This is a genomic window from Pseudomonas sp. AF03-9, assembly GCF_020515815.1.
GTDB lineage: Bacteria > Pseudomonadota > Gammaproteobacteria > Pseudomonadales > Pseudomonadaceae > Aquipseudomonas.
In genome coordinates this window covers 241,522-266,573 of sequence record NZ_JAHPJF010000006.1, presented here as the reverse complement: position 1 = coordinate 266,573, position 25,052 = coordinate 241,522, and the positions used below count along the sequence as shown (strand labels likewise).

The window sequence follows — 25,052 nt, the reverse complement described above, 5'->3', positions numbered from 1 at the left end:
AAACTGACCGGGCCTGCTCAATCTATGCGAATGCGCCTTATGTTGTTGGGCGGCGGGAATGCCCTCGGGCAGGCGCTGATTCGCCTCGGTGCAGAGGAAGACATCGGTTTCCTCGCCCCCAAACCGCCCCAAGACGGCTGGGATGCCGCGAGCCTTACCCAATTGCTCGACGACACCCGTCCCGATGCGTTGATCAACCTCGCCTACTATTTCGACTGGTTCCAGGCCGAAGCCGTCAGCGAAACCCGTCTGGCCGCCCAGGAGTTCGCCATCGAACGCCTGGCCGAACTGTGCCAGCACCACACCATCACCTTGCTGCAACCCTCCAGCTACCGGGTGTTCGATGGCTCCCGCGCCACCGCCTACAGCGAAAAAGACGAGCCGGTGCCCCTGGGCCTGCGCGGTCAGGCGTTGTGGCGTATCGAACAGAGCGTGCGCGCCACCTGCCCGCAACATGTGTTGCTACGGTTTGGCTGGCTGCTGGATGACAGTGTCGACGGCTCCCTCGGGCGCTTCCTGGCCCGTGCCGAGAAACCGGACGAATTGCTGATGGCGGACGACCGTCGCGGCAATCCGACGCCCGTGGACGATGCGGCGCGGGTGATCATTTCGGTGCTCAAGCAGCTCGATTGCGCGGCGCCGTTGTGGGGCACTTATCACTACGCGGGCCAAGAGGCGACCACACCGTTGGCGCTGGGCCAGGCGATCCTCACCGAAGCGCGCAATTACCACCCATTGGCCATCGAGTCACCCACCGCCCAGGCCCATGCGGCCCGGCCGGATGCGGGTGACGAACCGCAGCATGCGGTGCTGGCCTGCAAGAAAATCCTGCACACCTTTGGTATCAAGCCACGGGCCTGGCGGGCGGGGTTGCCGGCGTTGCTGGATCGTTACTACCGTCACAGCTGACACAGCCCAAACGCAAATGTGGGAGCTGACCGCTGTGGGAGCCGGGCTTGCCCGCGATGCAGACACCTCGGTGTATCAGTGATACCGAGGTGTTGCTATCGCAGGCAAGCCAGCTCCCACAGAGGCCAGCTCCCACATGGGTTATGCGGTGCCGCTTAGAACTTGTAGCCGATACCCACCATGTAGACCATCGGGTCCACGTCCACATTGACCTTGGCACGAGTGCCAGGTGCCACGGCGTTGTTTTCCACGGTGGCCTTGGTGCTGATGTCGATGTAGCGCGCCTGGGCGTTGATCATCCACTTGTCGTTGATCATGTAGTCTGCACCGATCTGTGCGGCCCAGCCCCAGGAGTTTTCAGCCTTGAAGTTGCTGAAACCGGCGCCTTGAGCGCGGCTGCCGACGTGCTCGTCGTAGATCCAGGTGTAGTTGATACCGGCGCCCACGTACGGTTGGAAGGCAGACTTGTTGTCCAGCGGGTAGTACACGACGCTCAGGGTCGGCGGCAGGTGTTTCAGGGTGCCGAGCTTGCCGTTGGCGGCGCCGAGGGCGGTGTTCTTGATCTTCACGTCATGTTCGAACGGCGTGGCGGCCAGCAGTTCGATACCGACGTGGTTGGTCAGCATGTAGGCGAAGTTCAGGCCCAGTTGGGTGTCGCTGCTCATGGTCGCCTTGCCGCCCAGGTTGGCGCCTGCCAGTGGGCCCTGGTCAACCTTTACGGTGCCGCTGTCGGCCTTCGGGTTGACGGTAATGGCACCGGCGCGAACCAGGATGTCGCCCGCTTCGTGAGCGTGGGCAACAGGGGCGACGAGGGCGAGCGCGAAGAGGGACGCGCCGAGCAGTGACTTGTTCATGGGAGCTCCAAGGGACGTTTAAAAGTTGTAGGTCCAATGGTAAAGATCGTTCCGTGCGGTCTTTTGATTCAGCTCAATGAAAGGGCGATCAGCGTCATTGCTGCAGTTCGTACATGTAAATCTTCTCGGCCTCCATCTGGTAACCGGCGTCGGCCAGCTCGCTGGTGGACGGCTTGACCTGCATCGCGCCCTCGATCCAATACGGCTGGTATAGCTCATCGAGTTTCACGCCGACTTCACTTTTGACATGCACGATCTGGTTCGACGGCGGCGGTGGCACATGGATGCATGCGCCGAAATACGGCACCAGCAAGAACTCGGTGGTGCGGCCTTCTTCGCTGACTTCCAGCGGCACGATATAGCCCGGCAGGCGGATGTGCTGGCCGTCGAGGGCCTGTACCACGGGGGCGTTGGGCAGGTCCTGCTTGGCGGCCGGCGCCGCTTCGACCGATAAGGTATCGGCCATGTTCGACAGGTCGTGCAGCGGTTTCATGTTCGGTACTTCCGGCGGCGCATCCGGCGGGATCATCTCCTGCCACGACAAATCCTTGGGCTGCCCGGCAGCCCAGGCAGGCACGCTCATCAGCAGCAACAGCGCAAACAGGGCACGACGCATCGAAGCCTTCCTCATAAACGAATGGACAGGCCGTCGGCCAGGGATTGTCGATAGGCACGCCACGCGGGCACGCCTCCCATCAACAGCGCGGCGGCCAGGATACCGGCGAGCAACGTCCATTCATATTCGCTTGGCCACGCCATCGGCAAGTCCAGGCCGTAGTTGGCCTGCAAATACCCACGCGAGGCGGCTATGCACACGTACAGCAAGCCAATGCCCGCGACCACGCCGGACAGCGCCAGGGCGAAGGCCTCGAAGATCAGCAGTGTCGCGATGTGCCACGGACGTGCGCCCACCGAGCGCAAGATCGCCATTTCGCGGCGGCGCTCGTTGAGGCTGGTGAGGATCGCCGTGAGCATGCCGATCAAACCGGTCAGCACCACGAACAGCGAGATCACGAACAGCGCTTTTTCGGCGGTGCTCATCATGCTCCACAACTCTTGCAGCGCCACGCCCGGCAAGATCGCCAGCATCGGCTCGCCACGGAATTCATTGATCTCCCGTTGCAGGGCGAACGTGGAAATCTTGTTGTTCAGGCCCAGCATGAACGCAGTGATGGCCTGGGGGGTGAGGTCCATGTTGCGCGCCTGATCCGCGCTGATACGGCCTTTGCCCTGGGCCGGCACGCCGTTGTGCCAGTCGATGTGGATCGCCTCCATGCCGCCCAGGCTGATGTGCAACGTGCGGTCTACCGGGGTGCCGGTGCGTTTGAGGATGCCGACCACGGTGAAGGGTTTGTCGTCGTGCTTGACCAGGCTGACCACCGCCACGCCATGGGCCAGCACCAGCTTGTCGCCGAGCTTGTAGTGCAACGCCTCGGCGACTTCGGCGCCGAGCACCACTTCGAACGGGTCGCTGGCGAAGGCGCGGCCGCTGGCCAGTTCGAGGTGTTGCTTGCGGCCGTACTGATAGTGCTCGAAGTAGGATTCGTTGGTGCCCATCACGCGGTAGCCACGATGAGAGTCGCCGAGGGAAATCGGGATCGCCCATTTCACCTGGGGGTTGGCGGCGAAGTGCTCGTAGCTGTCCCAGCGGATGTTGTTGGTGGCATTGCCGATGCGGAACACCGAGTACAGCAGCAGGTTCACCGAGCCGGAGCGGGCGCCGACGATCAGGTCGGTGCCGCTGATGGTGCTGGCGAAACTGTTGCGCGCCTCGACGCGCACACGCTCTACCGCCAGCAGCAGGCACACCGAGAGGGCGATGGCGAAGGCCGTGAGGATCGCGGTAAAGCGGCGGTTAGCCAGGCTGGCCATGGCTAGACGGAACAGATACATCTCAAACCTCTGCGGGCGTGGCGGCGCGATTGAGTTCGGCCAGCGACAGGTGGCGGTCGAACAGCGCAGCCAGGCTTTGATCGTGGCTCACAAACAGCAGGCTGGCGCCGGCTTCGCGGCATTCGGCGAACAACAGCTGAAGGAAAGCCTCGCGGGCGTCGTAGTCCAGGGCCGAGGTGGGCTCGTCGGCGATCACCAGTTCCGGTTGGCCGATCAATGCTCGGGCGGCGGCGACGCGTTGTTGTTGGCCGATGGACAGTGAATCGGCGCGGCGTTCCAGCAGGGTTTTATCCTTCAAGCCGAGGTGCGCGAGCAAGGTCGCGACGGCTTGATCGACACTGCCGTGGCGCTGCCTGGCCCGTTGCGCACGCAGCTTGGAAAAGTGGCAGGGCAACTCGACGTTCTCGCGCACCGACAGGAACGGCAGCAGGTTGAACTGCTGGAAGATATAGCCGGTGTGGTCGACGCGGAAGCGGTCGCGGGCGCCGGCCGAAAGCTCGGTCAGCTCCTGGCCGAGCAGGCGGATGCTGCCCTGGCTGGGCGTTTGCACACCGCCGAGCAGGCCCAGCAGCGTGGTTTTGCCGCTGCCGCTAGGGCCCTTGAGGAACAGGCTTTCACCCGCGTCCAGGCGGAACGCGGGGATGTCGAGCAACTGCGGGTGACCGGGCCAGTTGAAGCCCAGGTCGGACAGTTCGATCAGTGCTTGGGTCATGTGAACTCAGAACTTCAGAGTGGCGGCTGTGGCCGTCGCGTCAACACCTTGCTGGCCGCTCGGGCCGATCAGTTGTACCTGAATTTTCTGGGTGGCGGGGAAGGTCTTGAACACCTGGGTCAGGTCGAGGTTGCTCAGGGCCGTCGGCGTGGCGCAGGTGAATTGGTAGTGGGCGTGGATTTCGCTGTGGTCGTGATGATGCTCGCCGTCTTTGGCGTCGTGATCGTGGTCATCATCGTCGTCGTGATCGGCTTCGGGCTTGTCGCCGAACAGTGGGCTGTTGAGTTCCTGCGAGCTGGCCACGCAACCGGCGGCCTTGGGCAGGTTGAACAGGGCCAGCGGGTTCTCCAGCTGTTTGCGCACGGCCGCGACCTTGGCTTTGTCGGCGGCGCTGGTGGCTGGGTGTTCGAAACCCACCAGGTTCATTGCCGGGCTGTCCAGTTCCAACTCCAGGGTCTGGCCGTCGAGCACAGCGTTGAGGCGGCCGACGCCATGTTCGTGGGCGCCGAGGCTGCCGTGCTCGTGGTCGTGCTCTTCATGGGCATGGGCAACCGCCAGTGGCAGCAGGGCAAACGGCAAAGCAAGCAACAGACGGCGCATGGGGCGGCTCCAGAGATGAAAGTTTTGTTATGTGATCTTATAACAATAGGGCTGAGAGTTTGACCGCCCGCTTGGCGTTGCGCAAGCCGCATGGGAGCATGCCCGTCAGAAAAAATGCAGGAGTACGGATGATGTTGAGAATTCGTGGAACCGTCGGCGACCTGCCGGTGGACTTGACCCTGGAGCTGGACGACGGCGATTGGGCACGCCTGGGCGCCCAGTTGCAGGCTGCCCCCGCGCCAAGTGCGCCGGCTGCAGTGCCAGTCAAGCAGGATGAAGATCTATGGCAGAAGGCCCAGGATGTATTGCGCAGCGCCGGGCAACTCAGCGGTCTGGAGTTGCTCGATCAATTGGAAGGCCTGGCCGGCGACGCCTCGGCGGGCAAGCGCCTGTTGGTGCGCCTGCGCCATAACGCCAAGGTGAAAGTCGCCAGCGGCGGGGATACGCCGCTGTACAGCTGGATCGGTGATTAGTACAACGCAGCGAACAGCTTGCGGCGGTACACCGTGACCAGCGGGTGATCATTGCCCAGCAGTTCGAACACCTGCAGCAAGGTCTTGTGCGGCAAGCCTTCACTGTAGCTGCGGTTGCGGATAAACAACTTGAGTAAACCTTCCAGCGCCGCGTCGTACTGCTGGCGCGCCAGTTGCTGGATGCTCAGTTGGTAGGCCGCTTCGTCATCCTGCGGGTTTTGCGCCAGGCGGCTTTTCAGGTCGGCGGCGTCCGGCAGGTCGGCGGCCTGGCGCAGGAAGGTGATCTGCGCCTTGGCGCCGGCGAGGGCGGCCTTGTGCTCGTCGCTTTTGACCGCGTCGAGCACGGTTTGGGCTTCGCCCAGCTCACCGCGCTCGGCCAGGCAGCGTGCATACAGGATCAGCGCGGCGGCGTTGGTGTTGTCCTCGCCCAGCAGCGTCACCAGCACGGCCTCGGCATCGTTGATGCGGCCTTCGGCAAACAACGCCTGGGCCTGCTCCAACGGATCGGCTGCCGCCGGTGGTGGCATCTGCACATGCGGCTCCAGCATTGCCCGCACTGCCGACTCCGGCTGCGCCCCGGCAAACCCATCGACCGGCTGGCCATCCTTGAACAGCACCACCGTCGGCAGGCTGCGAATGCCAAAGCGCGCAACGATGTCCTGTTCGGCCTCGCAATCGACCTTGGCCAGCAGCAGCTCGCCCTGGTAACTCTCGGCAATCTGCGCCAACAACGGCATCAACGCCTTGCACGGCGCACACCACTCGGCCCAGAAGTCCACCAGCACGGGCTTGTGGAAGGAGTTCTCGATCACTGCCTGGTCGAATGTGGCGGTGGTGACATCGAAGATATACGGCGTGGGCTCACTCATGGGGCGTCTCGAATAAAGCGGGAATGGGGGGAACTATAAGGGCTGGCGCAGTTGGCTGAAAGCACGGCGGGTTCAAGATCGCTATCGCGGGCAAGCCCGCTCCCACAGGGGAATGCATTTCAACAGGACGCGGCAGTGCGAATCTGGGAGCGGGCTTGCCGGCGATGGCCTCAAGGCCGCCGCGAGTGGTACAGGCTCACCTTGCGAAACTCCCAAGGCTCGGCCAGGTCCGGCAGCGTCAACGTGTCCAGGACCTCCAGTCTTTGATAATCCGCATGTTGAAAGTCGCGCACCCGCGAATCGGCCACCAGTGCCTCACGGCCGCGGGTCAGGAAGTGATCGAGCAGCGGCAGGTTGGCGCGGTCGTAAAGCACGTCGGCCACGAGGATCAGGTCGAAGCGGTCGGTTTCGGCAAAGAAGTCCTGTGAATACCCCAGTTCCACACCGTTGAGTTCGGCATTCGCCCGGCAAGACGCCAGCGCCAGCGGATCAAGATCGCACGCCACCACTTCCAGGGCTCCGGCCTTGACCGCCGCAATCCCGGCTACGCCGGAGCCGGCGCCAAAATCGAGCACGCGCTTGCCGGCAACCCACTCGGGATGCGCCGCCAGATACCGCGCCAGCGCCAGGCCGCTGGCCCAGCAGAAGCTCCAGTAGGGCGGTTCATGCAGGATGCGCCGGGTTTCTTCGGGGCTGAAGGCGCGGTCCATGTTGTCTGCATCCAGCAGCCATAACGACAACTCGGTGCCCGGCAGCGGGCAGGGCATCAGTTGGGCGTCGCCGATTAGCTCGCTCAGTGCCGCTTGCAGGGCCAGCGGTGGCGTCATGGTGCCTTGACGAGTTGCAGGGGGCCGGTGGTCTGGGTGATCGCCTGGGTGATGCGCACGGCGGGCAGGTGCAGGATCAACTGGCCGGACTGGCTGGCGCGGCCGCGCAATTCAACGCGGGCGCCGGCCGGGAAGGCCTGGGGGTTGAAACGCAGGCGGAAGGCCAGGGGCTTGCCATTGCCGGTGAGCACGCTGCTGGCGAGCAACTGTTGTGGGCGCGAGCGATCGTCGATCACCAGCAGGGCCATCTCGACTTCGGCGCCGGCCGGCACGTTGGTCAGGCTGCCGTTGATTTCACGCTGATAGGCCGGTAGCGGGCCGAGGTCTTCAAGGCCAGGGACTTTTTTCTCTTGCGCAGGCTGAGGGGCGGGCGCGGAAGGTTTGGGGGCTTCGCTGCTGCAGGCGACCAGGAAACTGAACACGGTAAGTAATACAAGTGGTCGTAACTGCATGTACGGCTCCAGAAAGGGCAAAATCCGTGGCTTAAAAAATATGAAACATAATAGTCAGCCTATATACCGTAAAGGCTATGGCTTGTCTTGCCACGGGGATGCGCTACCATGGCCCTCCCTTTTTTTGTTGCCTGCCACCATGCACTGTCCCTTCTGCGGTGCCAACGACACCAAGGTCATTGACTCACGTCTGGTCGCCGAGGGCGATCAAGTGCGTCGCCGGCGCGAATGCCTGGCCTGTGGTGAACGTTTCACCACCTTCGAAACCGCCGAACTGGTATTGCCGCGCCTGATCAAGTCCGACGGCAGCCGCCAGCCTTTCGACGAAGAAAAACTGCGCGCCGGTATGCAGCGCGCCCTGGAAAAACGCCCGGTGAGTGTCGAGCGGCTGGAGGCGGCGCTGGTGCATATCAAGCACAAGCTGCGTGCGACCGGCGAGCGCGAGGTCAAGAGCCTGGTGGTTGGAGAATTGGTGATGGGCGAGTTGCAAAAGCTCGACGAAGTCGCCTATATCCGTTTCGCCTCGGTCTATCGACGCTTCCAGGACCTCAATGAGTTCCGCGAAGAGATCGACCGCCTGGCCCGGGAGCCTGCCAAACAATGAACCCACCGTCTGCCGAACAAGCTGTCCTGGACGCCCACTACATGGCCCGCGCCCTCGAATTGGCGCGCAAAGGCTTGTACACCACCCATCCCAACCCTCGGGTCGGCTGCGTGATCGTGCGCGATGGGCAGATTGTCGGTGAAGGTTGGCATGAGCGCACCGGCGAGCCCCACGCCGAGCCCAACGCCCTGCGCGCCGCCGGTGACAAGGCCCGGGGCGCCACGGTGTACGTGACCCTCGAACCGTGCAGCCACCACGGGCGTACACCGCCGTGCGCCGATGCCTTGGTCACGGCCGGTGTCGCGCGCGTCGTGGCCGGCATGCAGGACCCGAACCCCGAAGTGGCCGGGCGCGGCATGCAGCGTCTGGCGCAAGCTGGGATCGAGGTCTTTAGTGGCGTGCTGGAAGCCCAGGCCCGCGCATTGAATCCGGGGTTCCTCAAACGCATGGAACACGGCCTGCCCTTCGTGCGGGTCAAGCTGGCAATGAGCCTGGACGGTCGCACCGCCATGGCCAGTGGCGAAAGCCAATGGATCACCGGTCCGGCTGCCCGCGCCGCCGTGCAGCGCCTGCGTGCCGAGGCCAGTGTGGTGCTGACCGGCGCCGACACGGTGCTCGCCGACGGCGCCCGCCTGACCGTGCGCGCTGCCGAACTGGGCCTGGACGAAGCCACCACGGCCCTGGCCATGTCGCGCCCGCCGTTACGTGTACTGATTGACGGCCGCCTGCGCGTGCCGCTCAACGCACCGTTCTTCAAGGCCGGGCCGGCGCTGGTCATCACCTGCGTGACCCCGGAGAACCAGTTCCCACGTGGCCCCGAATGCCTGGTGGTGCCGGGTGTCGATGGCCAGGTCGACCTGCGTTCGGCACTGGTGGCGCTGGCCGCCCGTGGCGTCAACGAAGTGTTGGTCGAGGCAGGCCCGAGCCTGGCGGGGGCATTTGCCCAGCAAGGCCTGGTGGATGAGTACGTGATATTCATCGCCGGCAAGTTCCTCGGTTCCGCTGCACGGCCGTTGCTGGACTGGCCGCTTGAGAAACTGGCCGACGCCCCTCAACTCAAGATCACTGAAATGCGCGCTGTAGGCGACGACTGGCGAGTCACTGCCATCCCGCTTCCACCCGCGAGCGTATAATTCTGACCGGGCGCTCAAGTGCCCGCACCGTTTTCCAGGAGAAGGCCATGTTCACCGGCATCATCGAATCCATCGGCAGCATCCGCGCCATGACCCCAAAAGGCGGCGATGTGCGCCTGTCGGTTGAAACCGGCAAGCTCGACCTCGGCGACGTCAAGCTGGGTGACAGCATCGCGATCAACGGCGTGTGCCTGACCGTCATCGAGTTGCCGGGCAACGGCTTTGCCGCCGACGTCAGCCGGGAAACCCTGGATTGCACCGCGATGAACGACCTCAAGGCCGGCAGCCCGGTCAACCTGGAAAAAGCCCTCACCCCAACCACCCGCCTGGGTGGTCACCTGGTCAGCGGCCATGTCGATGGCGTCGGCGAAGTGGTAGCCCGCAGCGAAAACGCGCGTGCCGTGGAATTCCGTATCCGCGCGCCCAAAGAGCTGGCCAAGTACATCGCCCACAAAGGCTCGATCACCGTCGATGGCACCAGCCTGACCGTGAACGCCGTGAACGGCGCCGAATTCGAACTGACCATTATTCCCCACACCCTCAGCGAAACCATCATGGCGTCCTACCAGCCAGGGCGCCGGGTGAACCTGGAAGTCGACTTGCTTGCCCGTTACCTGGAGCGCCTGCTACTGGGCGATAAGGCCGCAGAGCCAACCGGAAGTAACATCACCGAAAGTTTTCTGGCCGCTAACGGCTACCTGAAATCCTGACCAAGGGGGTGCCACGTGGCGCTCAATAGCATCGAAGAACTGGTTGAAGACATCCGCCAAGGCAAGATGGTCATCCTCATGGATGACGAAGACCGCGAGAACGAAGGCGACATCATCATGGCCGCCGAGGCCTGCAAGCCCGAGCACATCAACTTCATGGCCAAGCACGCCCGTGGGCTGATCTGCATGCCCATGAGCCGCGAGCGCTGCGAATTGCTCAAGCTGCCGTTGATGGCGCCGCGCAACGGCTCCGGGTTTGGCACCAAGTTCACCGTGTCCATCGAAGCGACGACGGGCGTCACCACCGGTATCTCCGCTGCCGACCGCGCACGCACCGTGCAAGCGGCCGCCGCGAAGGACGCCAAGGCCGAAGACATCGTCAGCCCCGGCCACATCTTCCCGTTGATGGCCCAACCGGGTGGCACCCTGGCCCGCGCCGGCCACACCGAAGCCGCCTGCGACCTGGCGCGCATGGCCGGTTTCGAGCCCAGCGGCGTGATCTGCGAAGTGATGAATGACGACGGCACCATGGCCCGTCGCACCGAACTCGAGGCGTTTGCCGCCGAACACGACATCAAGATCGGCACCATCGCCGACCTGATTCACTACCGGATGATCCACGAACGTACCGTTCAGCGGATTGCCGAGCAGCCACTGGACAGCGAACTGGGCCAATTCAATTTGGTGACCTACCGTGATTCAGTGGAAGGCGACGTGCACATGGCCCTGACCCTGGGCACCGTGTGCGCCGAAGAGCCGACCCTGGTGCGCGTGCACAACATGGACCCACTGCGCGATCTGCTGATGGTCAAGCAGCCGGGCCGCTGGAGCCTGCGCGCCGCGATGGCTGCGGTCTCCGAGGCCGGCAGCGGTGTGGTGCTGTTGCTCGGTCACCCGCTGGATGGCGATGTGCTGCTGGCGCATATCCGTGAAACGGCCGACCACGCGCCGGTGAAAAAGCCGACCACCTACAGCATTGTCGGTGCCGGTTCGCAGATCCTGCGTGACCTGGGCGTGCGCAAAATGCGCCTGATGAGCGCACCGATGAAATTTAATGCCATATCCGGTTTCGACCTGGAAGTTGTAGAATACGTGCCCTCCGAATAAAGGCCGGCGATTTCTGCCCCTTGTTCGCGGTTAAATCATCACTAAGGGACGCACTTTTCGCGTCCCCGCTCTTTAAGAGATTTGTCGAATGACCCTGAAGACCATCGAAGGTACCTTCATCGCCCCCAAAGGCCGCTACGCCCTGGTGGTTGGCCGCTTCAACAGCTTCGTGGTTGAAAGCCTGGTAAGCGGTGCCGTGGACGCCCTGGTTCGCCACGGTGTGAGCGAGAGCGACATCACGATTATCCGTGCGCCTGGCGCCTTCGAAATTCCGCTGGTTGCGCAAAAAGTTGCTCAACAGGGCGAATACGCGGCGATCATCGCCCTGGGCGCGGTCATTCGAGGCGGCACTCCGCACTTCGAATACGTGGCTGGCGAATGCACCAAGGGCCTGGCCCAGGTGTCCATGGAGTTCGGCGTGCCGGTTGCGTTCGGCGTTCTGACCGTTGATTCCATCGAGCAAGCCATCGAGCGTTCCGGCACCAAGGCCGGCAACAAAGGTGCTGAAGCTGCCCTGTCCGCCCTGGAAATGGTCAGCCTGCTGTCGCAGTTGGAGGCCAAGTGATTTCCGACGAGAGCGATCGTTTCAACCCACGCGACGAGCGTCCAGCCGATGCCGGCAAGCCATCGAAGAACGAGAAGCGTCGCGCTGCTCGTCAGTTGGCGACCCAGGCGCTGTACCAACGTCACCTGGCCGGTGCCTCGCTGAACGAAATCGAAGCGCAGTTTCGCGTCGACAACGATTTCACCTTCGCCGACCTGCCGTATTTCCACGACATCCTGCACGGCGTGCATGCGCACCTGACCGAGATCGACACGGCCCTGGCACCTTGCCTGGACCTGACCATCGACGAACTGGACCCGGTTGAACTGTGCGTGATGCGCCTGTCCGCTTGGGAACTGCTCTATCGCGTCGACGTGCCGTACCGCGTAGTGATCAACGAAGGCATCGAACTGGCGAAAGTCTACGGTTCGACCGACGGTCACAAGTTCGTCAATGGCGTGCTCGACAAGCTGGCCCCGCGCCTGCGCGAAGCCGAAGTGAAGGCGTACAAGCGCTAACCTGCGCTTGAATTCTTGATGGGCGAGTTTGAGCTGATCCGTAAATACTTCGCCGCCGCGCCCTGTGCGCAGGGCGGCGAAGGCATTGCCCTGGGGATCGGCGATGACTGCGCCTTGCTGGCGCTCCCCGCTGGGGAGCAGTTGGCAATCTCCACCGATACCTTGGTGGCTGGGGTGCATTTTTCCGACCCTTGCGACCCGTTCCTGCTCGGCCAGCGCTCGTTGGCCGTGGCGGTAAGCGACCTGGCTGCCATGGGCGCCCATCCCCTCGCATTTACCCTTGCCCTGACCACGCCGACCGTGGATGCCGATTGGCTGCAACGCTATGCCCAAGGTTTGAACGCCATGGCGCAGAGTTGCGGCGTGGGTCTGGTGGGCGGTGACACCACACGTGGCCCGCTGAGCCTGACCCTGACCGTGTTCGGTCGTGTGCCGGCCGGGCAGGCGTTGACCCGCAGCGGTGCGCAGCCGGGCGACCTGCTGTGCGTGGGCGGTGAGCTGGGCAACGCCGCCGGTGCCTTGCCGTTGGTCCTGGGGCAGCGCAGCGCCGACGCAGCCATCACCGAACCGTTGCTGGCCCATTACTGGTCGCCACAACCGCAACTGGCCCTGGGGCTGGCGCTGCGGGGCAAGGCTACGTCTGCGATGGACATCTCCGACGGTCTGCTGGCTGATTGCGGGCATATCGCCAAGGCTTCGGCCGTCAGCCTGTTGATCGAGCGCGAGCGATTACCGCTGTCAGAGGCGTTGCTGGCGTTTGTCGGCGATGACGAAGCGCGTGTGGCCGCGTTGAGTGGCGGCGATGATTATGTGCTGGCGTTCACCCTGCCACCTGCCGAACTGGCGCCGTTGCTGGCCAGCGGTTGGCCGGTGCGGGTGATTGGCCGGGTCGAGGTGGGGCAGGGCGTGACGCTGCTGGACGCCAACGGGCGGGACATCACCCCGGCCGTGCGCGGTTATCAGCACTTTCGCGATGCGCCGTAAGTCGGCGCGCTGCGCTACCCTCTATCCGATGGTTACGAAGTAGGAGGTTGTCCGTATGGATGTGCGCCGCTGGCTGCTTATCCTACTGTGCGCAATGACATCTTTGGCTCAGGCCGATCAGGTGCCCGGCAAGGTTCTGCTCGCCAGTGAAGCCTGGGACGACTACACCAATACCGATGGCAGCGGTCTGGCCTGGGACGTCTTGCGCCAGGTGTTCGAGCCGGAGGGAATCACCCTGCAAACCCGTACCGAACCCTATACACGCTCGGTCGGCCTTACCCAGCGCGGCGAGGTGGACGGCTGGGTGGGCGCCTATCGCGACGAAGCCACCGGGGTGTTGTATCCCCGTTCGAATTTCGACTCCGACCATATCTACGCCCTTGGACTGGCCAGCACGCCACCGCCGACGTTGGCCACATTGGGCAACTATCGCCTGGCCTGGGTGCGCGGCTACAAGTACGAGGACTACCTGCCCAATGTGCAGCGTTTCAACCAGATCGAGCGGCGCGACAGCGTCACGTCAATGCTCCTGCATGCCCGGGCGGACTTCTATATCGATGCCCTGACCGAGGTCAGCGAAGTCCTCAAGCAAGCGCCGGACCCTTCCAGGTTCAAACTGACGCATCTCGCGGAACTGCCGCTGTACGTGGGTTTTGCCGATACCGAACGAGGCCGCAGCCTGATGGCGGTATTTGACCGGCGCATGGCCGCCCTGGTGAGCAGCGGCGAGCTGAAACCGATCTTTGAACGCTGGAAACAGCCGTATCCGTTCTGACCTGCATAGAACCGGGATGAAGGCCAATCGAACCGATTGATCTTTATCAGCGATAATTCAGCTTAAGCGTCTGTAGGAACGTGCTGTTACAATGGCCGCCTTTGTAAAAACTGAAATCAGGAGCACACGGTGCCCGTCGTTTTCGTCGCCGCTTCCAAGCTGCCTACCCCTTTTGCCACGTTCACCATGAACGGCTTTCTCGAAGAAGCCACCGGCCGCGAGCACGTTGTGCTCAGCCTTGGCGACATCGCTGACGGCGCGCCGGTGCTTGGCCGCGTGCACTCCGAATGCCTGACTGGCGATGCACTGTTCAGCCAGCGTTGCGACTGTGGTTCACAACTGGAAGCCGCCATGCGTGCCATCGCCCGTGAAGGCCGTGGTGTGTTGCTGTATCTGCGCCAGGAAGGCCGTGGCATTGGCCTGATGAACAAGATCCGCGCCTATGAGTTGCAAGATGGCGGCGCCGACACCGTCGAAGCCAACGAGCGCCTGGGGTTTGCCGCCGACCAGCGGGACTATGCGATCTGCCTGCCGATGCTCGAGCACCTGGGCGTCAAGTCCCTGCGCTTGATGACCAACAACCCGCGCAAGGTCAAGGCCTTGACCGAAATGGGTATCACCGTCGCCGAGCGTGTGCCGCTGCACACCGGGCACAACCCGCACAACAAGCTTTACCTGGCCACCAAAGCCAGCAAGCTCGACCACATGATGGGCAATGAGCATCAGGGCGAGGTCGACCGCGCGTGACCCGTGGCCAGGTGAAACGGCGACTGTCCTTCAACTGGTGGCAGTACCTGGCCCTGGCGCTGCTGCCTTTGTTTGTGATCAACCTGGTGTTTGGCCAGACCGAAGCCCTGCTGCCGGTACTGGCCATGCCGTTCTTTATCGCCGGCGTGGCCTCGATGTTTCTCAGCCTGCGTTACTTTCACGGCTATAAACACGCGTTGATCGCCACCTCCAAAGCCCTCGATACCCCTGAAGAGCCCGCGGCCTGGATCACCCTGGCAGCCCGCCGACGTACCGCCTTGCTGATTGCCGCCATACCGGCCTGGATCGGCGCGCTGGCGGTGTTTGTCGGCCTCGAAGCGGTGCCACTGTTTTTGTTGGCGCTGTCGACGCTGGTGCTGTTTTACCTCTACCGCATCCCTCGCCAACTGGGATGAAGCGCCACTGGCTGGCGCTTGTGTTGCTGGCATCCAGCGTTCAGGTGCTGGCGGTTGAGCGTGTAGTCAGCCTGGCGCCATCCCTGTCTGAAATCGTGCTTGAGCTGGGCGCCGCCGACCTGCTGGTGGGCGTGCTCGACAGCGGCGAACGGCCGGCAGCCTTGGCAGAGGTGCCGTCAGTCGGGCGCTACGGCCAGTTGGACATGGAGCGTCTGCTCAGCCTCAAACCCGACCTGATCCTGCTGTGGCCCGGCAGTGTCGGCCCGGCGCAGCGTGAGCAGCTACAGCGTTTGAATATTCCGGTTTACCTCGCCGACCCCCATAGCCTTGAACAACTGGTCATTCAGGTGGACGCGATTGCCGTGCAACTGGGGCGTGCGGACGCTGGCCGCCGATTGGCCGCCAACTTGCGCGAACAACTGGTTGAACTGCGCCGGCGTTACCAGCGCGCCGAGCCGTTGCGGGTGTTTTACCAGGTGTGGAACCAGCCGCTGTATACCGTGGGCGGTGAGCAGATCATCAGTGATGCGCTGAAGGTGTGCGGCGCACGCAATGTGTTCGATGACCTCAAGCTGCCTGCGCCGCAGGTGAGCATCGAGTCGGTGTTGCAGCGTGATCCGCAGGTGATTCTGGTCGGTGATCAGGCGCAGAAAGAGGCCTGGAATGCCTGGCCGGCGATGGCGATGCGGGTTCGGGTGGTGCCGGACAAAGGGCTGGAGCGGCCCAGTGGGCAGATGGTGCAGGCGCTGGCGCGCTTGTGTCAGGTGATTGCGCCGAGCCTCTGAAGGTAGTCCAAACCAATGTGGGAAGGGCTTGCCCCTCCCACATTCTGATCCGGGTTACAGGCCCAGTTGTACCGTGCGCTTGAGTACCGCCGCCTCGATACCCGCTTCATCCAAACCACATTCCGCCAGCATTTGCGCCGGCTTGGCGTGTTCGACGTACACATCCGGCAAGCCCAGGTGCAGCACCGACTTGAGGATGTTCTCCCGCGCCAGGAACTCGCTGACCGCCGCACCCGCGCCGCCCATGATGGCGTTTTCTTCAACCGTCACCAGCAGCTCATGGCTGGCGGCCATCTCGCGGACCAAGGCTTCATCCAACGGTTTGACGAAGCGCATGTCGACCACGGTAGCGTCGATCTTCTCGGCCACTTTCAGGGTTTCGGCCAGTTGCACGCCAAACACCAGGAACGCTGTCTTGCGGCCTTGGCGTCGCACGATGCCCTTGCCGATCTCGATAGGCGCCAGGTCCTTCTCGATCACTGCATTCGGGCCATTGCCGCGGGGGTAACGCACGGCGGCCGGACCGTTGTAGAGGTGGCCGGTGCTGAGCATCTTGCGCAGTTCGTTCTCGTCGCTCGGGGTCATCACCAGCATGCCGGGGATGCAGCGCAAGTAGGACAAATCGAAGCTGCCGGCGTGGGTCGGGCCGTCTTCGCCAACCAGGCCGGCGCGGTCGATGGCGAAGAGCACGTCGAGGTTCTGCACGGCGACGTCATGTACCAGTTGGTCGTAGCCGCGTTGCAGGAACGTGGAGTAGATCGCCACCACCGGCTTGGCACCTTCGCAGGCCATGCCAGCGGCGAACGTCACCGCGTGCTGCTCGGCAATCGCCACGTCGAAGTAGCGCAGCGGGAAGCGCTCGCTGAAGGCCACCAGGTCGGAGCCTTCCTTCATCGCCGGGGTGATCCCCACCAGGCGCGGGTCGGCAGCGGCCATGTCGCACAGCCATTCGCCGAACACGCCGGAGTACTTCGGCCCACTGGCCTTTTTCGGCGCGGCGGCGGGGGCGTCCAGCGGTTCCAGCTTGGTGATGGCGTGGTAGCCAATCGGGTCGACTTCCGCAGGCGCGAAGCCTTTGCCTTTCTTGGTGACGATGTGCAGGAACTGCGGGCCCTTGAGGTCACGCATGTTGCGCAGCGTGGCGATCAGGGTCGGCAGGTCATGGCCGTCGATCGGGCCGATGTAGTTCCAGCCCAATTCTTCGAACAGGGTGCCGGGAACCAGCATGCCCTTGGCATATTCTTCGGTGCGCCGGGCAATTTCCCACGCGCCGGGCAGGCGCGAGAGCACTTTCTTGCTGCCTTCGCGCATGCTGGCGTAGGTGCGGCTGGAAAGGATTTTTGCCAGGTAATTGGACAAGCCACCGACGTTGCGCGAGATCGACATGTCGTTGTCGTTGAGGATCACCAACATGTTGGCGTCCACTTCCGGCGCGTGGTTCAACGCTTCGAAGGCCATGCCGGCGGTCAGCGCGCCATCACCGATCACCGCAATCGCCTTGCGATCGCTGCCTTGCAGGCGGGCGGCAATCGCCATGCCCAGCGCGGCACTGATGGAGGTGCTGGAGTGACCGACGCCAAAGGTGTCGTACTCGCTCTCGGAGCGACGCGGGAAGGCGGCAATGCCGTCCTTCTGGCGCAGGCTGCCCATCTGGTCGCGGCGGCCCGTGAGGATTTTATGCGGATACGCCTGATGGCCCACGTCCCACACCAGCCGGTCGTCCGGGGTGTCGAACACGTAATGCAGGGCGATAGTCAGCTCGATGACGCCCAGGCCGGCACCGAAATGCCCACCGGTCTGGCCGACCGTGTAGAGCAATTCCAGGCGCAACTCATCGGCCAGGGTTTCCAGCTCGGCTTCACCCAGACGACGCAGGCCGGCCGGCGTGGCAGCACGGTCGAGCAGGGGCGTGGACGGGCGCTTGCGGGGAATCTCTTGAAACGTCGTGGGCATCAGGCGAATCGTTATAGGTATAGAAGAGGCGGCAGTTTACCTCAAGCATCGCAAACTGCCCACGCAGAGCGCCGAACTTGGCTGATATGCGGCTGCAATGGCCGCAGTAATCAGTGCCGGCGTTCGACGATATACCGCGCCAGGTCGCGCAGTGGCTCGGCTGCCGCGTCGAAAGGTCGCAGGGCGTCCAGGGCCTGGTCGCGTAGTTCCAAGGCGTAGGCCTTGGCTGATTCAAGCCCAAGCAGCGCAGGATAAGTCGGTTTGTCCCGTGCGATGTCAGCGCCCTGGCGTTTGCCCAGGGTCGCGGTGTCACTTTCGACGTCGAGGATGTCGTCCTGCACCTGGAAAGCCAGGCCGATGGCGCGGGAATAGGTCTTCAACGCAGCCAACTGCGCAGCGTCGGCACGGCCACTGGCCAGGGCGCCGAGTTGCACGGCAGCTTCGATCAGCGCACCGGTCTTGTGGCGGTGCATGTATTCCAGGGCGTGTTGATCGAGCTTCTGGCCGACCGAACCCAGGTCGATGGCCTGGCCGCCGACCATACCGGCGGGGCCCGCCGCCAGGGCCAGGGCGGTGACCATGCGCAAGCGGATCTCGGCGTTGGCGTCGCTCAGCGTCGGGTCCAGCAGTGCGCTGAACGCCAGGCTTTGCAGGCCGTCACCGGCCAGAATCGCGCAGGCTTCGTCAAAGGCTTTGTGGGTGGTGGGCTGGCCGCGACGCAGATCGTCATCGTCCATGGCCGGCAAATCGTCATGCACCAGGGAATAGGCGTGGATCAACTCCACCGCACACGCCGCGCCGTTGGCCTGCTCGGCAGGCGCGCCGAGGGCTTCGCAGGCGGCATAGGCCAATAACGGGCGCACGCGCTTGCCGCCATTCATCACGCTATAGCGCATGGCTGCATAAAGACGTGTGAGTTCGGGGCTTGGCGCAACAAAAAAGGGCTCCAGCGCCGCATTGACCCGGGCTTGGCTACTGGCCTGATACGCGTCGATCATTCCGGCTGTTCCGCATCGAAAGGTTCTTCGGCCAACTCCCCGTCACGCTCCAGCAGCACCTGGACCTTCTGCTCCGCCTGCGCCAAGGCGCTCTGGCAGTCGCGGGTCAGGCCGATGCCTTTCTCAAACGCTGTCAACGAGTCTTCCAGCGACAACTCGCCGTTCTCCAGACGCTCGACCAGGGTTTGCAGGTCGGCGAGGGATTGTTCGAAATCGAGTGCAACTTTTTTGCGGGCCATGGCGGCTATTCCGGTAGACGGTAAACCGGCGCGACACTAGCAGACATGGGGGATGGGGGCAAATGAGTGGGGGCTCGATCGTCTGGGCCAGTGATTTGATAGCGCGTACCGCGACCCTTATAGGGCCATGCCTTAAAAGGCACCGTTGGTCGATCAGGCCGTGCTGATCCACGCTGTACTGCTCGACGTTGCTGCATAGAAATGTGGTCAGCAGGCGTGTGAGCCGATTGTGTAGCCTAATTGACGGTTATCTCGATGATGGCCCGGTGCTATTCTGCGTCACGACCTGCAGCCATCCGTGGACAGTGCAGGCAAAAAAAAGCGCGTTTGAGGAGATAGGGATATGTCGTTGTTGGCGTTCTTGCAGGCCAGGAAATACTCAAGCTCGGGGCGTGTCTATGTAGCACCCAATATTCCCAAGAAGCTGCTGAGCAACGCGCTGGCCGCTTACGATTTGACGCTGGACCCGCGCGACGTGGTGGTGTTGGTCGACGACACCATGTTTGGCAGCGGCAAGGACGGTTGCCTGATCGCGCACGACTGCCTGGCGATCCGTGAAACCTTCACTGACGCTGTCACCTACGCCTACAGCGAAGTGCAGTCGCTGGAGCTCCAGGGCAGCAAACTCTTCCTCAACAAGCGTCAGGCAATTGCCTTCAACATGCCGGACAAGGCGGATCTGAACCGCTGTTTCGCATTGGTCCTGGAGTGGATGAGCAGCCAGTCCGATGCTGCGCCTTCGGCCAAGCGCACCGAAGTGAAAGCTGCCGCCGGCAATCAGGAGTTGAGCGCCGCCCAAGTCGAGTCGGTGGTGCAGATGAGCGTCAACCTGGCCGAGCGCCTGGGCTTGGAGCGCGTTTACGTTCGCCCGCACATTCCGCAGAAAAAACTGCAAGCGGCGCTGGAGTCTTACGGCGCCAATATGCGTGAAGACGAAGTGCTGGTGCTGATCGATGACACCCTGTTCGGTGGCGCCAAGGAAGGCGTGCTGATGGGCGAGAGCAAGCTGGCGCTGAAAATGGTGTTTGAAGCACCGCGCCTGTTTTTCTGGCGCCATCTGGAGGGGCTGGCGGTGGAGAAGCGCGACCTGTACGTCAACTCGCGTAAGGTTGGCTCCTTCACTCAGGTAGGCGAAAAGGAATTGGGCGAGTTCTTTTCGCTGATCGACCAGGCGTTGATCGATGTGCGCCAGGCCTCGGTCGACGACACCCCTGCGCCCCAGCAGGTGGTGCCCGATCCTGAACCTGAGGTGTTGGAGCCTGCGCAGGTGGAAGAAATTTCTGCCCTGGCGGTCATCGAAGACACACCAGTGCGTAGTCCCGCCGAGCAGCAGAGCAAGGTCAGCGGCAAAGACAAACTGCTCGGTTATGTCGCCGTGGCCATCGAGCAAAACAAGCCCAAGATCCTGCCGTTTCTCAAGGAAAAAACCGGCGAGGCGTCCCTGGCTGCACTGCGTGATGACGCCAACGTCGAGAAGCTGGGCGTGTTCATTTATGCCTTCCTGCCGGGGGTGGTTCGTCTCGCGCTGAAGGAAGATACCTTCGTGCGCTTCATGCTGGAAAACCGCAACAAACTCCTCGACAAACTATTGACCGGCGAAGCCGAACGCGTCGCTGCCTTGCCGGACATCACGCCGGCGGCGCCCGTTAGCCGTGGCTACCATGCCGATCTGGACGACCTGTTGATGGACGATGAACCCGAGCTGCGGCCGGGGCAGCAACCCGTCGACATCCTGCGTGCGATTTTGCAGGAGATGAAACAGGATCAGCTCGAAGACCCGGATGCCGAGTTCATCTGGCAGTTGCCCATTGATTTCCTGGAAGCGCTGATTCCCAAGGCGGAAAAACTGATTGGCGCTCCCGATAAAAAGGTCGAGGACCAGGTCTTCTTTGTGCTGGCGCTGATGTACGGTTTTTCCTTCCACAAGGTGCCGGAGGCCGTGCGTACTCAGGAGAACATTTTCGAGACATTCCTCAACGGTTTCGGCGTGATCTGCAGCAGCTACGAGGAACGTAACCCCGCCAGCACCTTCAATCTGGACGATGATGTGTTGCCGATGTTGCTGATCATGACCAAAGTGGCGAGCAAGCAGCAGCTCAACGAGCTGGTCAGGAAAATGCTCGACGAGCACAGCACCGTCAGTGAAGCGGGTGACTTCGAGATGGATGACATCATGTTGCTGCTTCGTGCCGCCAACACCGGCGCGGTGGCCTGGGTGGACGCACTGACCCGTGTCTGCGTCGCCCAGGAGCGCGAAGTGCAACGCAAATGGGGGGACGTGCTCAACTAAGTGCGGGACGGGCGGCCAGTTTCAACCAGGCGTTCAAACTGGCATTGCCCCTGCGCGTCTTGCAGGCTGGCCTCAAAGGCCAGCAAACCGGCCAGCACCTGCTGCTGGGCTGCAATCTGCGTGACCAGTTCATGCTTCTTTTGCGCAATCGCCGCCGTCGCCCGTTGTTGTGCCAACGCACCTGCCGGGGCACCGTGGAGAATTTCCTGCAACTCCTTGAGCTTGAATCCCAGTTGCTGGGCGCACTTGATGAACATCAGCAGCTCGACACTTTGCTCTGAATAGACCCGGTATTGGCCCTCGCGCCGGGCCGTCGGCAGCAGGCCGATCGCCTCATAGTGACGAATCGCCTTGATGGTCGTGCCCGACAGTTGCGCGGCTTTGCCGATGTACATGAAAACTCCCTTTTTCCAGAAGTGCGCCGGCTTGTTTCAGCCAGGCGTCGCGCTGCGTGGATGTCGATCCGAGGACCGGCCCGAACAGCAACGTCTTGATCGGCTTGATGCCGCAAAATGCCAGGGTGGTCTTGCGCATCTGATGTACGCCCGGCATGTGATAGAACCAACGGTAATACCACGGCGGCGTATCCAGGGTCACCAACAGGTGTGCGGTTCGGCCGCGCAGGAGTTTGTCAGGAAACGCCTTGCCTGCTCGGTATTTGAAGGCAAAACCGGGTAGGAAAATACGGTCGATAAAGCCTTTCATCAAGGCCGGTATGCCACCCCACCAGATGGGGAAAGCCAAGGCCAGGTGTGTGGCCCACAGGATGTCGGCTTGCGCGCGGAGCAGATCGGCTTCCAGGGGTTGAATCTGGTTGTAGCCGTTGTGCAGGATCGGGTCGAAATCAAGCTCGCCCAAGCGTAGGACGCGCACCTCATGGCCTGCGGTTTTTGCACTGCGGATGTAGGCGTCGGCGAGGGCAGAGCAGAGGCTGGTCGTGGAGGGGTGGCCGAGGATGACCAGGATGCGGTGGGCCATGGCGGGATGTCCTGAAAGTGGGGGTTCAGGGTAGGGGGTGCTGTATAGGGGAGAGTCAAGCAATACGCCTATTTGCAATTGCCAGCAGGACGGATCTGCAATCCTTGAAAGGCCCTTCCTGAAGCGTTCGTTGTGCTTTGTGGCCTTGGATGACGCTGGCTAGCTTGCCTCAACGCTCCCGCTTTGACTTTTTGAGCCTGGCGTTGGACGCGCAGGAGCACGACATAGAAACCGCGTTGATCAAGCATGTCATCGACTTTCTGCGGGGGTTAGAGGGGCGCAAACAACAAAAGCCTGCTTTTCAGGGCAGGCATTTTGTTTAACGCGCTTTGCTTAGTTCTTGTGCGCCGTCAGCGCCGCATAACCATTCATCAGGTTGCGATAGTTCGGAATGCGCTGGGACAACAGGTTGCCCAGGCCTTCGATGTCGTTGCGCCAGTCGCGGTGCAGCTCACACGCCACCGAGAACCAGTTCATCATCTGCGCGCCGGCCTGGGTCATGCGGCTCCATGCGGCCTGCTGCACGGTGGTGTTGAAGGTGCCCGAGGCATCGGTGACCACGAACACATCAAAGCCTTCGGCCAGTGCCGAGAGGGTAGGGAACGCTACGCACACATCGGTGACCACGCCGGCAATGATGATCTGCTTGCGGCCGGTGGCCTTGATCGCCTTGACGAAGTCTTCGTTGTCCCAGGCGTTGATCTGGCCTGGGCGGGCGATGTACGGCGCGTCCGGGAACATTTCCTTCAACTCTGGCACCAGCGGGCCGTTGGGGCCTTGCTCGAAGCTGGTGGTGAGGATGGTCGGCAGTTCGAAGAACTTGGCCAGGTCCGCCAGGGCGAGCACGTTGTTCTTGAACTCGTTGGGCGAGAAGTCCTGCACCAGGGAAATCAGGCCGGTCTGGTGGTCGACCAGCAGGACTACGGCGTCGTCTTTGTTCAAGCGGTTGTAGGTTGGAGTGCTCATGGTTGAATCCTTTTTTGTTTAGGTTGGTTGGGCGTTGCGTTCAACATGGGCACAGATTAATGGGTGGGTGGCGGTGGATAAATCGGCTGAAATGGGTAATACCGTCAACTCAAAAGTGACAATCGTTGAATCTTCACCCGTACGGGGAGGGACGTAGCCAAGAAAAGTCATACAAAAAATCTCACGCGTGAGCTATTGAGCGTGATGAAAATTGCCTGTAGATTTTCTCACGCGTGAGTTTTTCACTACGAGGTCAGCATCATGAAAAGCAGCTCTCCATCGAGCCCGTCCGCCGGGTCCGATTCCGATTCCGCAAGCTTTCAAGGAGAGCGCTTGAAACCGGCCGCGAAAAAGCCATCGAGCTTCTACATGAAACAGATGCGCGCGGGCCTGGCGGCCGCCGGGTATGTGAAACACGAGACTTGGGTGCTTCCCGAAAACCGAAGCCTGCTCAAGCAGATGGAGAAACAGCTCCGCCAGCCGATCCTGGCTGGCTCATTCATGTCGGAGAATTACATGAGCGCAGGTAACAACTGGAATATCGATCGCCTCTTCACCGCTCTCCAGGCCCTGGACGAAGTGGTCGCCAATGACATTACGCTTTCTCTGGTGCAAGGCTCCGAGTCCAGCATCAAGCTGGAGATGAACGACTTCGGTGGCTTGCCGATTTACATCGCGGTGGTGGGCGAGCAGATCATCGTGGATACCGTGCTGGTCGACGTCGAGTCCATCAACGACGTGCCGAAATTCAATGACGCCGTGTTGCGCAGCCGGGAAATGTTCCCGCTGTCCTCGATCGGCATCGAGTCCATGCCTAATGGGCAAGTTGTCTACAACATGTTCGGCGCGTTGAGCTCCGACTCCAGCCTGACCAACATCGTGACCGAGGTGAAAACCCTGGTCGACAACGTGCAGCGCGCCAGCGAAGCCTTCGAACGTTTCTTCAATTAAGTATTCGGGAGTACCCAATGACTCAGTCCATCTGGAGCAAATTGTTCACCGCGCTACGTGGCGGTGCGAGCGAAGTCGGCGAGTCGATCGTCGACCAGCAGGCCCTGCGTATTCTCGACCAGGAAATCCGCGACGCCGACACCGCGCTTGCCAACGCCAAGCGTGAGTTGGTCAGCATCATGGCCAAGCACAAACTGGCGACTGATCGCGTCGGTGAGTACGACGCCAAGATCAAGGACCTGGAGTCCAAGGCGATGGCGGCTATCCAGGCCAATCGTGAAGACCTGGCCCTGGAAGTGGCCGAAGCCATTTCGACCCTGACCAACGAGCGGGATGTCGAGCAAAAGCAGGCCGCCGAGTTCGGTGGTTACGCGGACAGCATGCGCAAGGACATCACCAAGGCCGAAAGCCGGATCAAAAGCCTGCGCCAGCAAGTGGACATGGCCAAGGCGCGTGAAAGCGTGCAAAAGGCTCAAGTCAGCGCGTCCATCGCCAGTGGCGGTGCCAACGGCAAGCTAGAGACCGCTGTCGGTACGCTGAATCGCTTGCAGGCCAAGCAGCAGCAACGCGCGGCTGAACTGCAAGCCCAGGATGAACTGGCCGAGGCGTCGACGGGCTCCGACCTGGAGCGCAAGCTGCGTGAAGCCGGCATCACGCCGAATGAAGGCAGTGCCAATGCGATCCTCGAACGCCTGAAGAAAAAGTCAGCCGAGTAAGGCCGACAAGGGCGAACACTGCACCTGTGGTGAGGGCGCTCGCTCCCTC

The 25,052-nt window shown here is 62.2% G+C and carries 30 protein-coding genes; 16 read left to right on the top strand and 14 right to left on the bottom strand.

Annotated elements, in window-relative coordinates; translation table 11 throughout:
• Positions 1-24: 24 nt before the first annotated feature.
• Positions 25-909, top strand: coding sequence for a sugar nucleotide-binding protein (locus LIY36_RS12310; protein ID WP_226455838.1), 885 nt, complete (start codon positions 25-27; stop codon positions 907-909).
• A 155-nt stretch (positions 910-1,064) separates the two neighbouring features.
• On the opposite strand, the gene LIY36_RS12305 is transcribed toward LIY36_RS12310, so the two are convergent.
• The 5 genes from LIY36_RS12305 to LIY36_RS12285 form a co-directional block, all read right to left on the bottom strand.
• Positions 1,065-1,763 (bottom strand): OmpW/AlkL family protein, encoded by a 699-nt coding sequence (locus LIY36_RS12305; protein ID WP_192299087.1) that lies wholly within the window; start codon positions 1,761-1,763, stop codon positions 1,065-1,067.
• 94 nt (positions 1,764-1,857) lie between these two features.
• Positions 1,858-2,379 (bottom strand): DUF3299 domain-containing protein, encoded by a 522-nt coding sequence (locus LIY36_RS12300; protein ID WP_226455837.1) that lies wholly within the window; start codon positions 2,377-2,379, stop codon positions 1,858-1,860.
• A gap of 11 nt (positions 2,380-2,390) precedes the next feature.
• Complete coding sequence (locus LIY36_RS12295) at positions 2,391-3,656, bottom strand: ABC transporter permease (RefSeq protein ID WP_192299085.1); 1,266 nt, start codon at positions 3,654-3,656, stop codon at positions 2,391-2,393.
• A gap of 1 nt (position 3,657) precedes the next feature.
• Entirely contained in the window at positions 3,658-4,368 is a 711-nt protein-coding gene (locus tag LIY36_RS12290; protein WP_226455836.1) for an ABC transporter ATP-binding protein, read from the bottom strand.
• A gap of 6 nt (positions 4,369-4,374) precedes the next feature.
• Complete coding sequence (locus tag LIY36_RS12285) at positions 4,375-4,968, bottom strand: DUF2796 domain-containing protein (RefSeq protein ID WP_226455835.1); 594 nt, start codon at positions 4,966-4,968, stop codon at positions 4,375-4,377.
• A gap of 131 nt (positions 4,969-5,099) precedes the next feature.
• Here LIY36_RS12285 and LIY36_RS12280 point away from each other — a divergent pair, with 131 nt between their 5' ends.
• The gene (locus LIY36_RS12280) at positions 5,100-5,441 is read left to right on the top strand and encodes a hypothetical protein (protein WP_192299082.1); all 342 of its coding nucleotides are present in this window, start codon (positions 5,100-5,102) and stop codon (positions 5,439-5,441) included.
• Here the strand turns inward: LIY36_RS12280 and trxA are convergent.
• The 3 genes from trxA to LIY36_RS12265 all read right to left on the bottom strand — a co-directional run bounded on the left by trxA (position 5,438) and on the right by LIY36_RS12265 (position 7,589).
• Positions 5,438-6,310, bottom strand: coding sequence for a thioredoxin (gene trxA, locus LIY36_RS12275; protein ID WP_192299081.1), 873 nt, complete (start codon positions 6,308-6,310; stop codon positions 5,438-5,440). The two genes, LIY36_RS12280 and trxA, sit on opposite strands and share 4 nt — an antisense overlap.
• A 170-nt stretch (positions 6,311-6,480) precedes the next feature.
• Positions 6,481-7,137, bottom strand: coding sequence for a class I SAM-dependent methyltransferase (locus tag LIY36_RS12270; protein ID WP_226455834.1), 657 nt, complete (start codon positions 7,135-7,137; stop codon positions 6,481-6,483).
• The gene (locus LIY36_RS12265) at positions 7,134-7,589 is read right to left on the bottom strand and encodes a YbaY family lipoprotein (protein ID WP_192299079.1); all 456 of its coding nucleotides are present in this window, start codon (positions 7,587-7,589) and stop codon (positions 7,134-7,136) included. Before LIY36_RS12265 ends, LIY36_RS12270 begins: the two co-directional genes overlap by 4 nt.
• A 139-nt stretch (positions 7,590-7,728) precedes the next feature.
• On the opposite strand from LIY36_RS12265, the gene nrdR reads away from it, so the two are divergent.
• The 11 genes from nrdR to LIY36_RS12210 all read left to right on the top strand — a co-directional run bounded on the left by nrdR (position 7,729) and on the right by LIY36_RS12210 (position 15,912).
• On the top strand, positions 7,729-8,193 hold the full coding sequence (gene nrdR, locus LIY36_RS12260; protein WP_185708644.1) for a transcriptional regulator NrdR: 465 nt from the start codon (positions 7,729-7,731) through the stop codon (positions 8,191-8,193).
• Positions 8,190-9,326 carry a bifunctional diaminohydroxyphosphoribosylaminopyrimidine deaminase/5-amino-6-(5-phosphoribosylamino)uracil reductase RibD gene (gene ribD / locus LIY36_RS12255; RefSeq protein ID WP_192299077.1) on the top strand — a complete coding sequence of 379 codons (1,137 nt, stop codon included), beginning with the start codon at positions 8,190-8,192 and terminating at the stop codon, positions 9,324-9,326. The genes nrdR and ribD overlap by 4 nt, the downstream gene beginning before the upstream one ends.
• Positions 9,327-9,373: 47 nt before the next feature.
• Positions 9,374-10,036: a riboflavin synthase gene (locus tag LIY36_RS12250; RefSeq protein WP_017736638.1), complete on the top strand. Its 663-nt coding sequence runs from the start codon at positions 9,374-9,376 to the stop codon at positions 10,034-10,036.
• Positions 10,037-10,051: 15 nt separating this feature from the next.
• A complete protein-coding gene (gene ribBA / locus LIY36_RS12245) occupies positions 10,052-11,143 on the top strand; it encodes a bifunctional 3,4-dihydroxy-2-butanone-4-phosphate synthase/GTP cyclohydrolase II (protein WP_192299076.1) in 1,092 nt (363 codons plus the stop codon).
• Positions 11,144-11,231: 88 nt separating this feature from the next.
• Positions 11,232-11,708: a 6,7-dimethyl-8-ribityllumazine synthase gene (gene ribH / locus LIY36_RS12240; RefSeq protein WP_003176356.1), complete on the top strand. Its 477-nt coding sequence runs from the start codon at positions 11,232-11,234 to the stop codon at positions 11,706-11,708.
• Complete coding sequence (nusB, locus tag LIY36_RS12235; RefSeq protein ID WP_226455833.1) at positions 11,705-12,205, top strand: transcription antitermination factor NusB; 501 nt, start codon at positions 11,705-11,707, stop codon at positions 12,203-12,205. The genes ribH and nusB overlap by 4 nt, the downstream gene beginning before the upstream one ends.
• An 18-nt stretch (positions 12,206-12,223) precedes the next feature.
• Positions 12,224-13,189, top strand: coding sequence for a thiamine-phosphate kinase (gene thiL, locus LIY36_RS12230; RefSeq protein ID WP_226455832.1), 966 nt, complete (start codon positions 12,224-12,226; stop codon positions 13,187-13,189).
• Positions 13,190-13,244: 55 nt separating this feature from the next.
• Positions 13,245-13,964, top strand: a complete 720-nt coding sequence (locus LIY36_RS12225; protein ID WP_192299073.1) for a substrate-binding periplasmic protein — start codon at positions 13,245-13,247, stop codon at positions 13,962-13,964.
• A 129-nt stretch (positions 13,965-14,093) separates the two neighbouring features.
• Complete coding sequence (ribA, locus tag LIY36_RS12220) at positions 14,094-14,711, top strand: GTP cyclohydrolase II (protein WP_016978544.1); 618 nt, start codon at positions 14,094-14,096, stop codon at positions 14,709-14,711.
• Positions 14,708-15,127, top strand: a complete 420-nt coding sequence (locus tag LIY36_RS12215; RefSeq protein ID WP_192299072.1) for a nuclear FMR1 interacting 1 family protein — start codon at positions 14,708-14,710, stop codon at positions 15,125-15,127. The genes ribA and LIY36_RS12215 overlap by 4 nt, the downstream gene beginning before the upstream one ends.
• Entirely contained in the window at positions 15,124-15,912 is a 789-nt protein-coding gene (locus LIY36_RS12210) for a cobalamin-binding protein (protein WP_226455831.1), read from the top strand. The genes LIY36_RS12215 and LIY36_RS12210 overlap by 4 nt, the downstream gene beginning before the upstream one ends.
• A 54-nt stretch (positions 15,913-15,966) precedes the next feature.
• Here LIY36_RS12210 and dxs read toward each other — a convergent pair whose 3' ends face one another.
• The 3 genes from dxs to LIY36_RS12195 form a co-directional block, all read right to left on the bottom strand.
• Entirely contained in the window at positions 15,967-17,865 is a 1,899-nt protein-coding gene (gene dxs, locus LIY36_RS12205) for a 1-deoxy-D-xylulose-5-phosphate synthase (RefSeq protein ID WP_226455830.1), read from the bottom strand.
• 110 nt (positions 17,866-17,975) lie between these two features.
• Positions 17,976-18,863, bottom strand: coding sequence for a (2E,6E)-farnesyl diphosphate synthase (gene ispA, locus LIY36_RS12200; protein ID WP_226455829.1), 888 nt, complete (start codon positions 18,861-18,863; stop codon positions 17,976-17,978).
• Positions 18,860-19,102 (bottom strand): exodeoxyribonuclease VII small subunit, encoded by a 243-nt coding sequence (locus tag LIY36_RS12195; protein ID WP_226455828.1) that lies wholly within the window; start codon positions 19,100-19,102, stop codon positions 18,860-18,862. Before LIY36_RS12195 ends, ispA begins: the two co-directional genes overlap by 4 nt.
• A 343-nt stretch (positions 19,103-19,445) precedes the next feature.
• Between LIY36_RS12195 and LIY36_RS12190 the strand changes: the two genes are divergently transcribed.
• Positions 19,446-21,392: a hypothetical protein gene (locus LIY36_RS12190; RefSeq protein ID WP_226455827.1), complete on the top strand. Its 1,947-nt coding sequence runs from the start codon at positions 19,446-19,448 to the stop codon at positions 21,390-21,392.
• Here the strand turns inward: LIY36_RS12190 and LIY36_RS12185 are convergent.
• From LIY36_RS12185 to ycaC, 3 genes are all read right to left on the bottom strand, one after another.
• Positions 21,389-21,787, bottom strand: a complete 399-nt coding sequence (locus LIY36_RS12185) for a MerR family transcriptional regulator (protein WP_226455826.1) — start codon at positions 21,785-21,787, stop codon at positions 21,389-21,391. The genes LIY36_RS12190 and LIY36_RS12185 overlap by 4 nt on opposite strands.
• A complete protein-coding gene (locus tag LIY36_RS12180; RefSeq protein ID WP_226455825.1) occupies positions 21,726-22,370 on the bottom strand; it encodes an NAD(P)H-dependent oxidoreductase in 645 nt (214 codons plus the stop codon). The genes LIY36_RS12185 and LIY36_RS12180 overlap by 62 nt, the downstream gene beginning before the upstream one ends.
• 333 nt (positions 22,371-22,703) lie before the next feature.
• Positions 22,704-23,336, bottom strand: coding sequence for an isochorismate family cysteine hydrolase YcaC (ycaC, locus tag LIY36_RS12175; RefSeq protein WP_192299065.1), 633 nt, complete (start codon positions 23,334-23,336; stop codon positions 22,704-22,706).
• 369 nt (positions 23,337-23,705) lie between these two features.
• Here ycaC and LIY36_RS12170 point away from each other — a divergent pair, with 369 nt between their 5' ends.
• Together LIY36_RS12170 and LIY36_RS12165 are read left to right on the top strand one after the other, a co-directional pair.
• Positions 23,706-24,287: a YjfI family protein gene (locus LIY36_RS12170; protein WP_192299064.1), complete on the top strand. Its 582-nt coding sequence runs from the start codon at positions 23,706-23,708 to the stop codon at positions 24,285-24,287.
• 17 nt (positions 24,288-24,304) lie between these two features.
• Positions 24,305-25,003 carry a PspA/IM30 family protein gene (locus LIY36_RS12165; protein WP_192299063.1) on the top strand — a complete coding sequence of 233 codons (699 nt, stop codon included), beginning with the start codon at positions 24,305-24,307 and terminating at the stop codon, positions 25,001-25,003.
• The last annotated feature ends 49 nt before the right edge of the window (positions 25,004-25,052 follow it).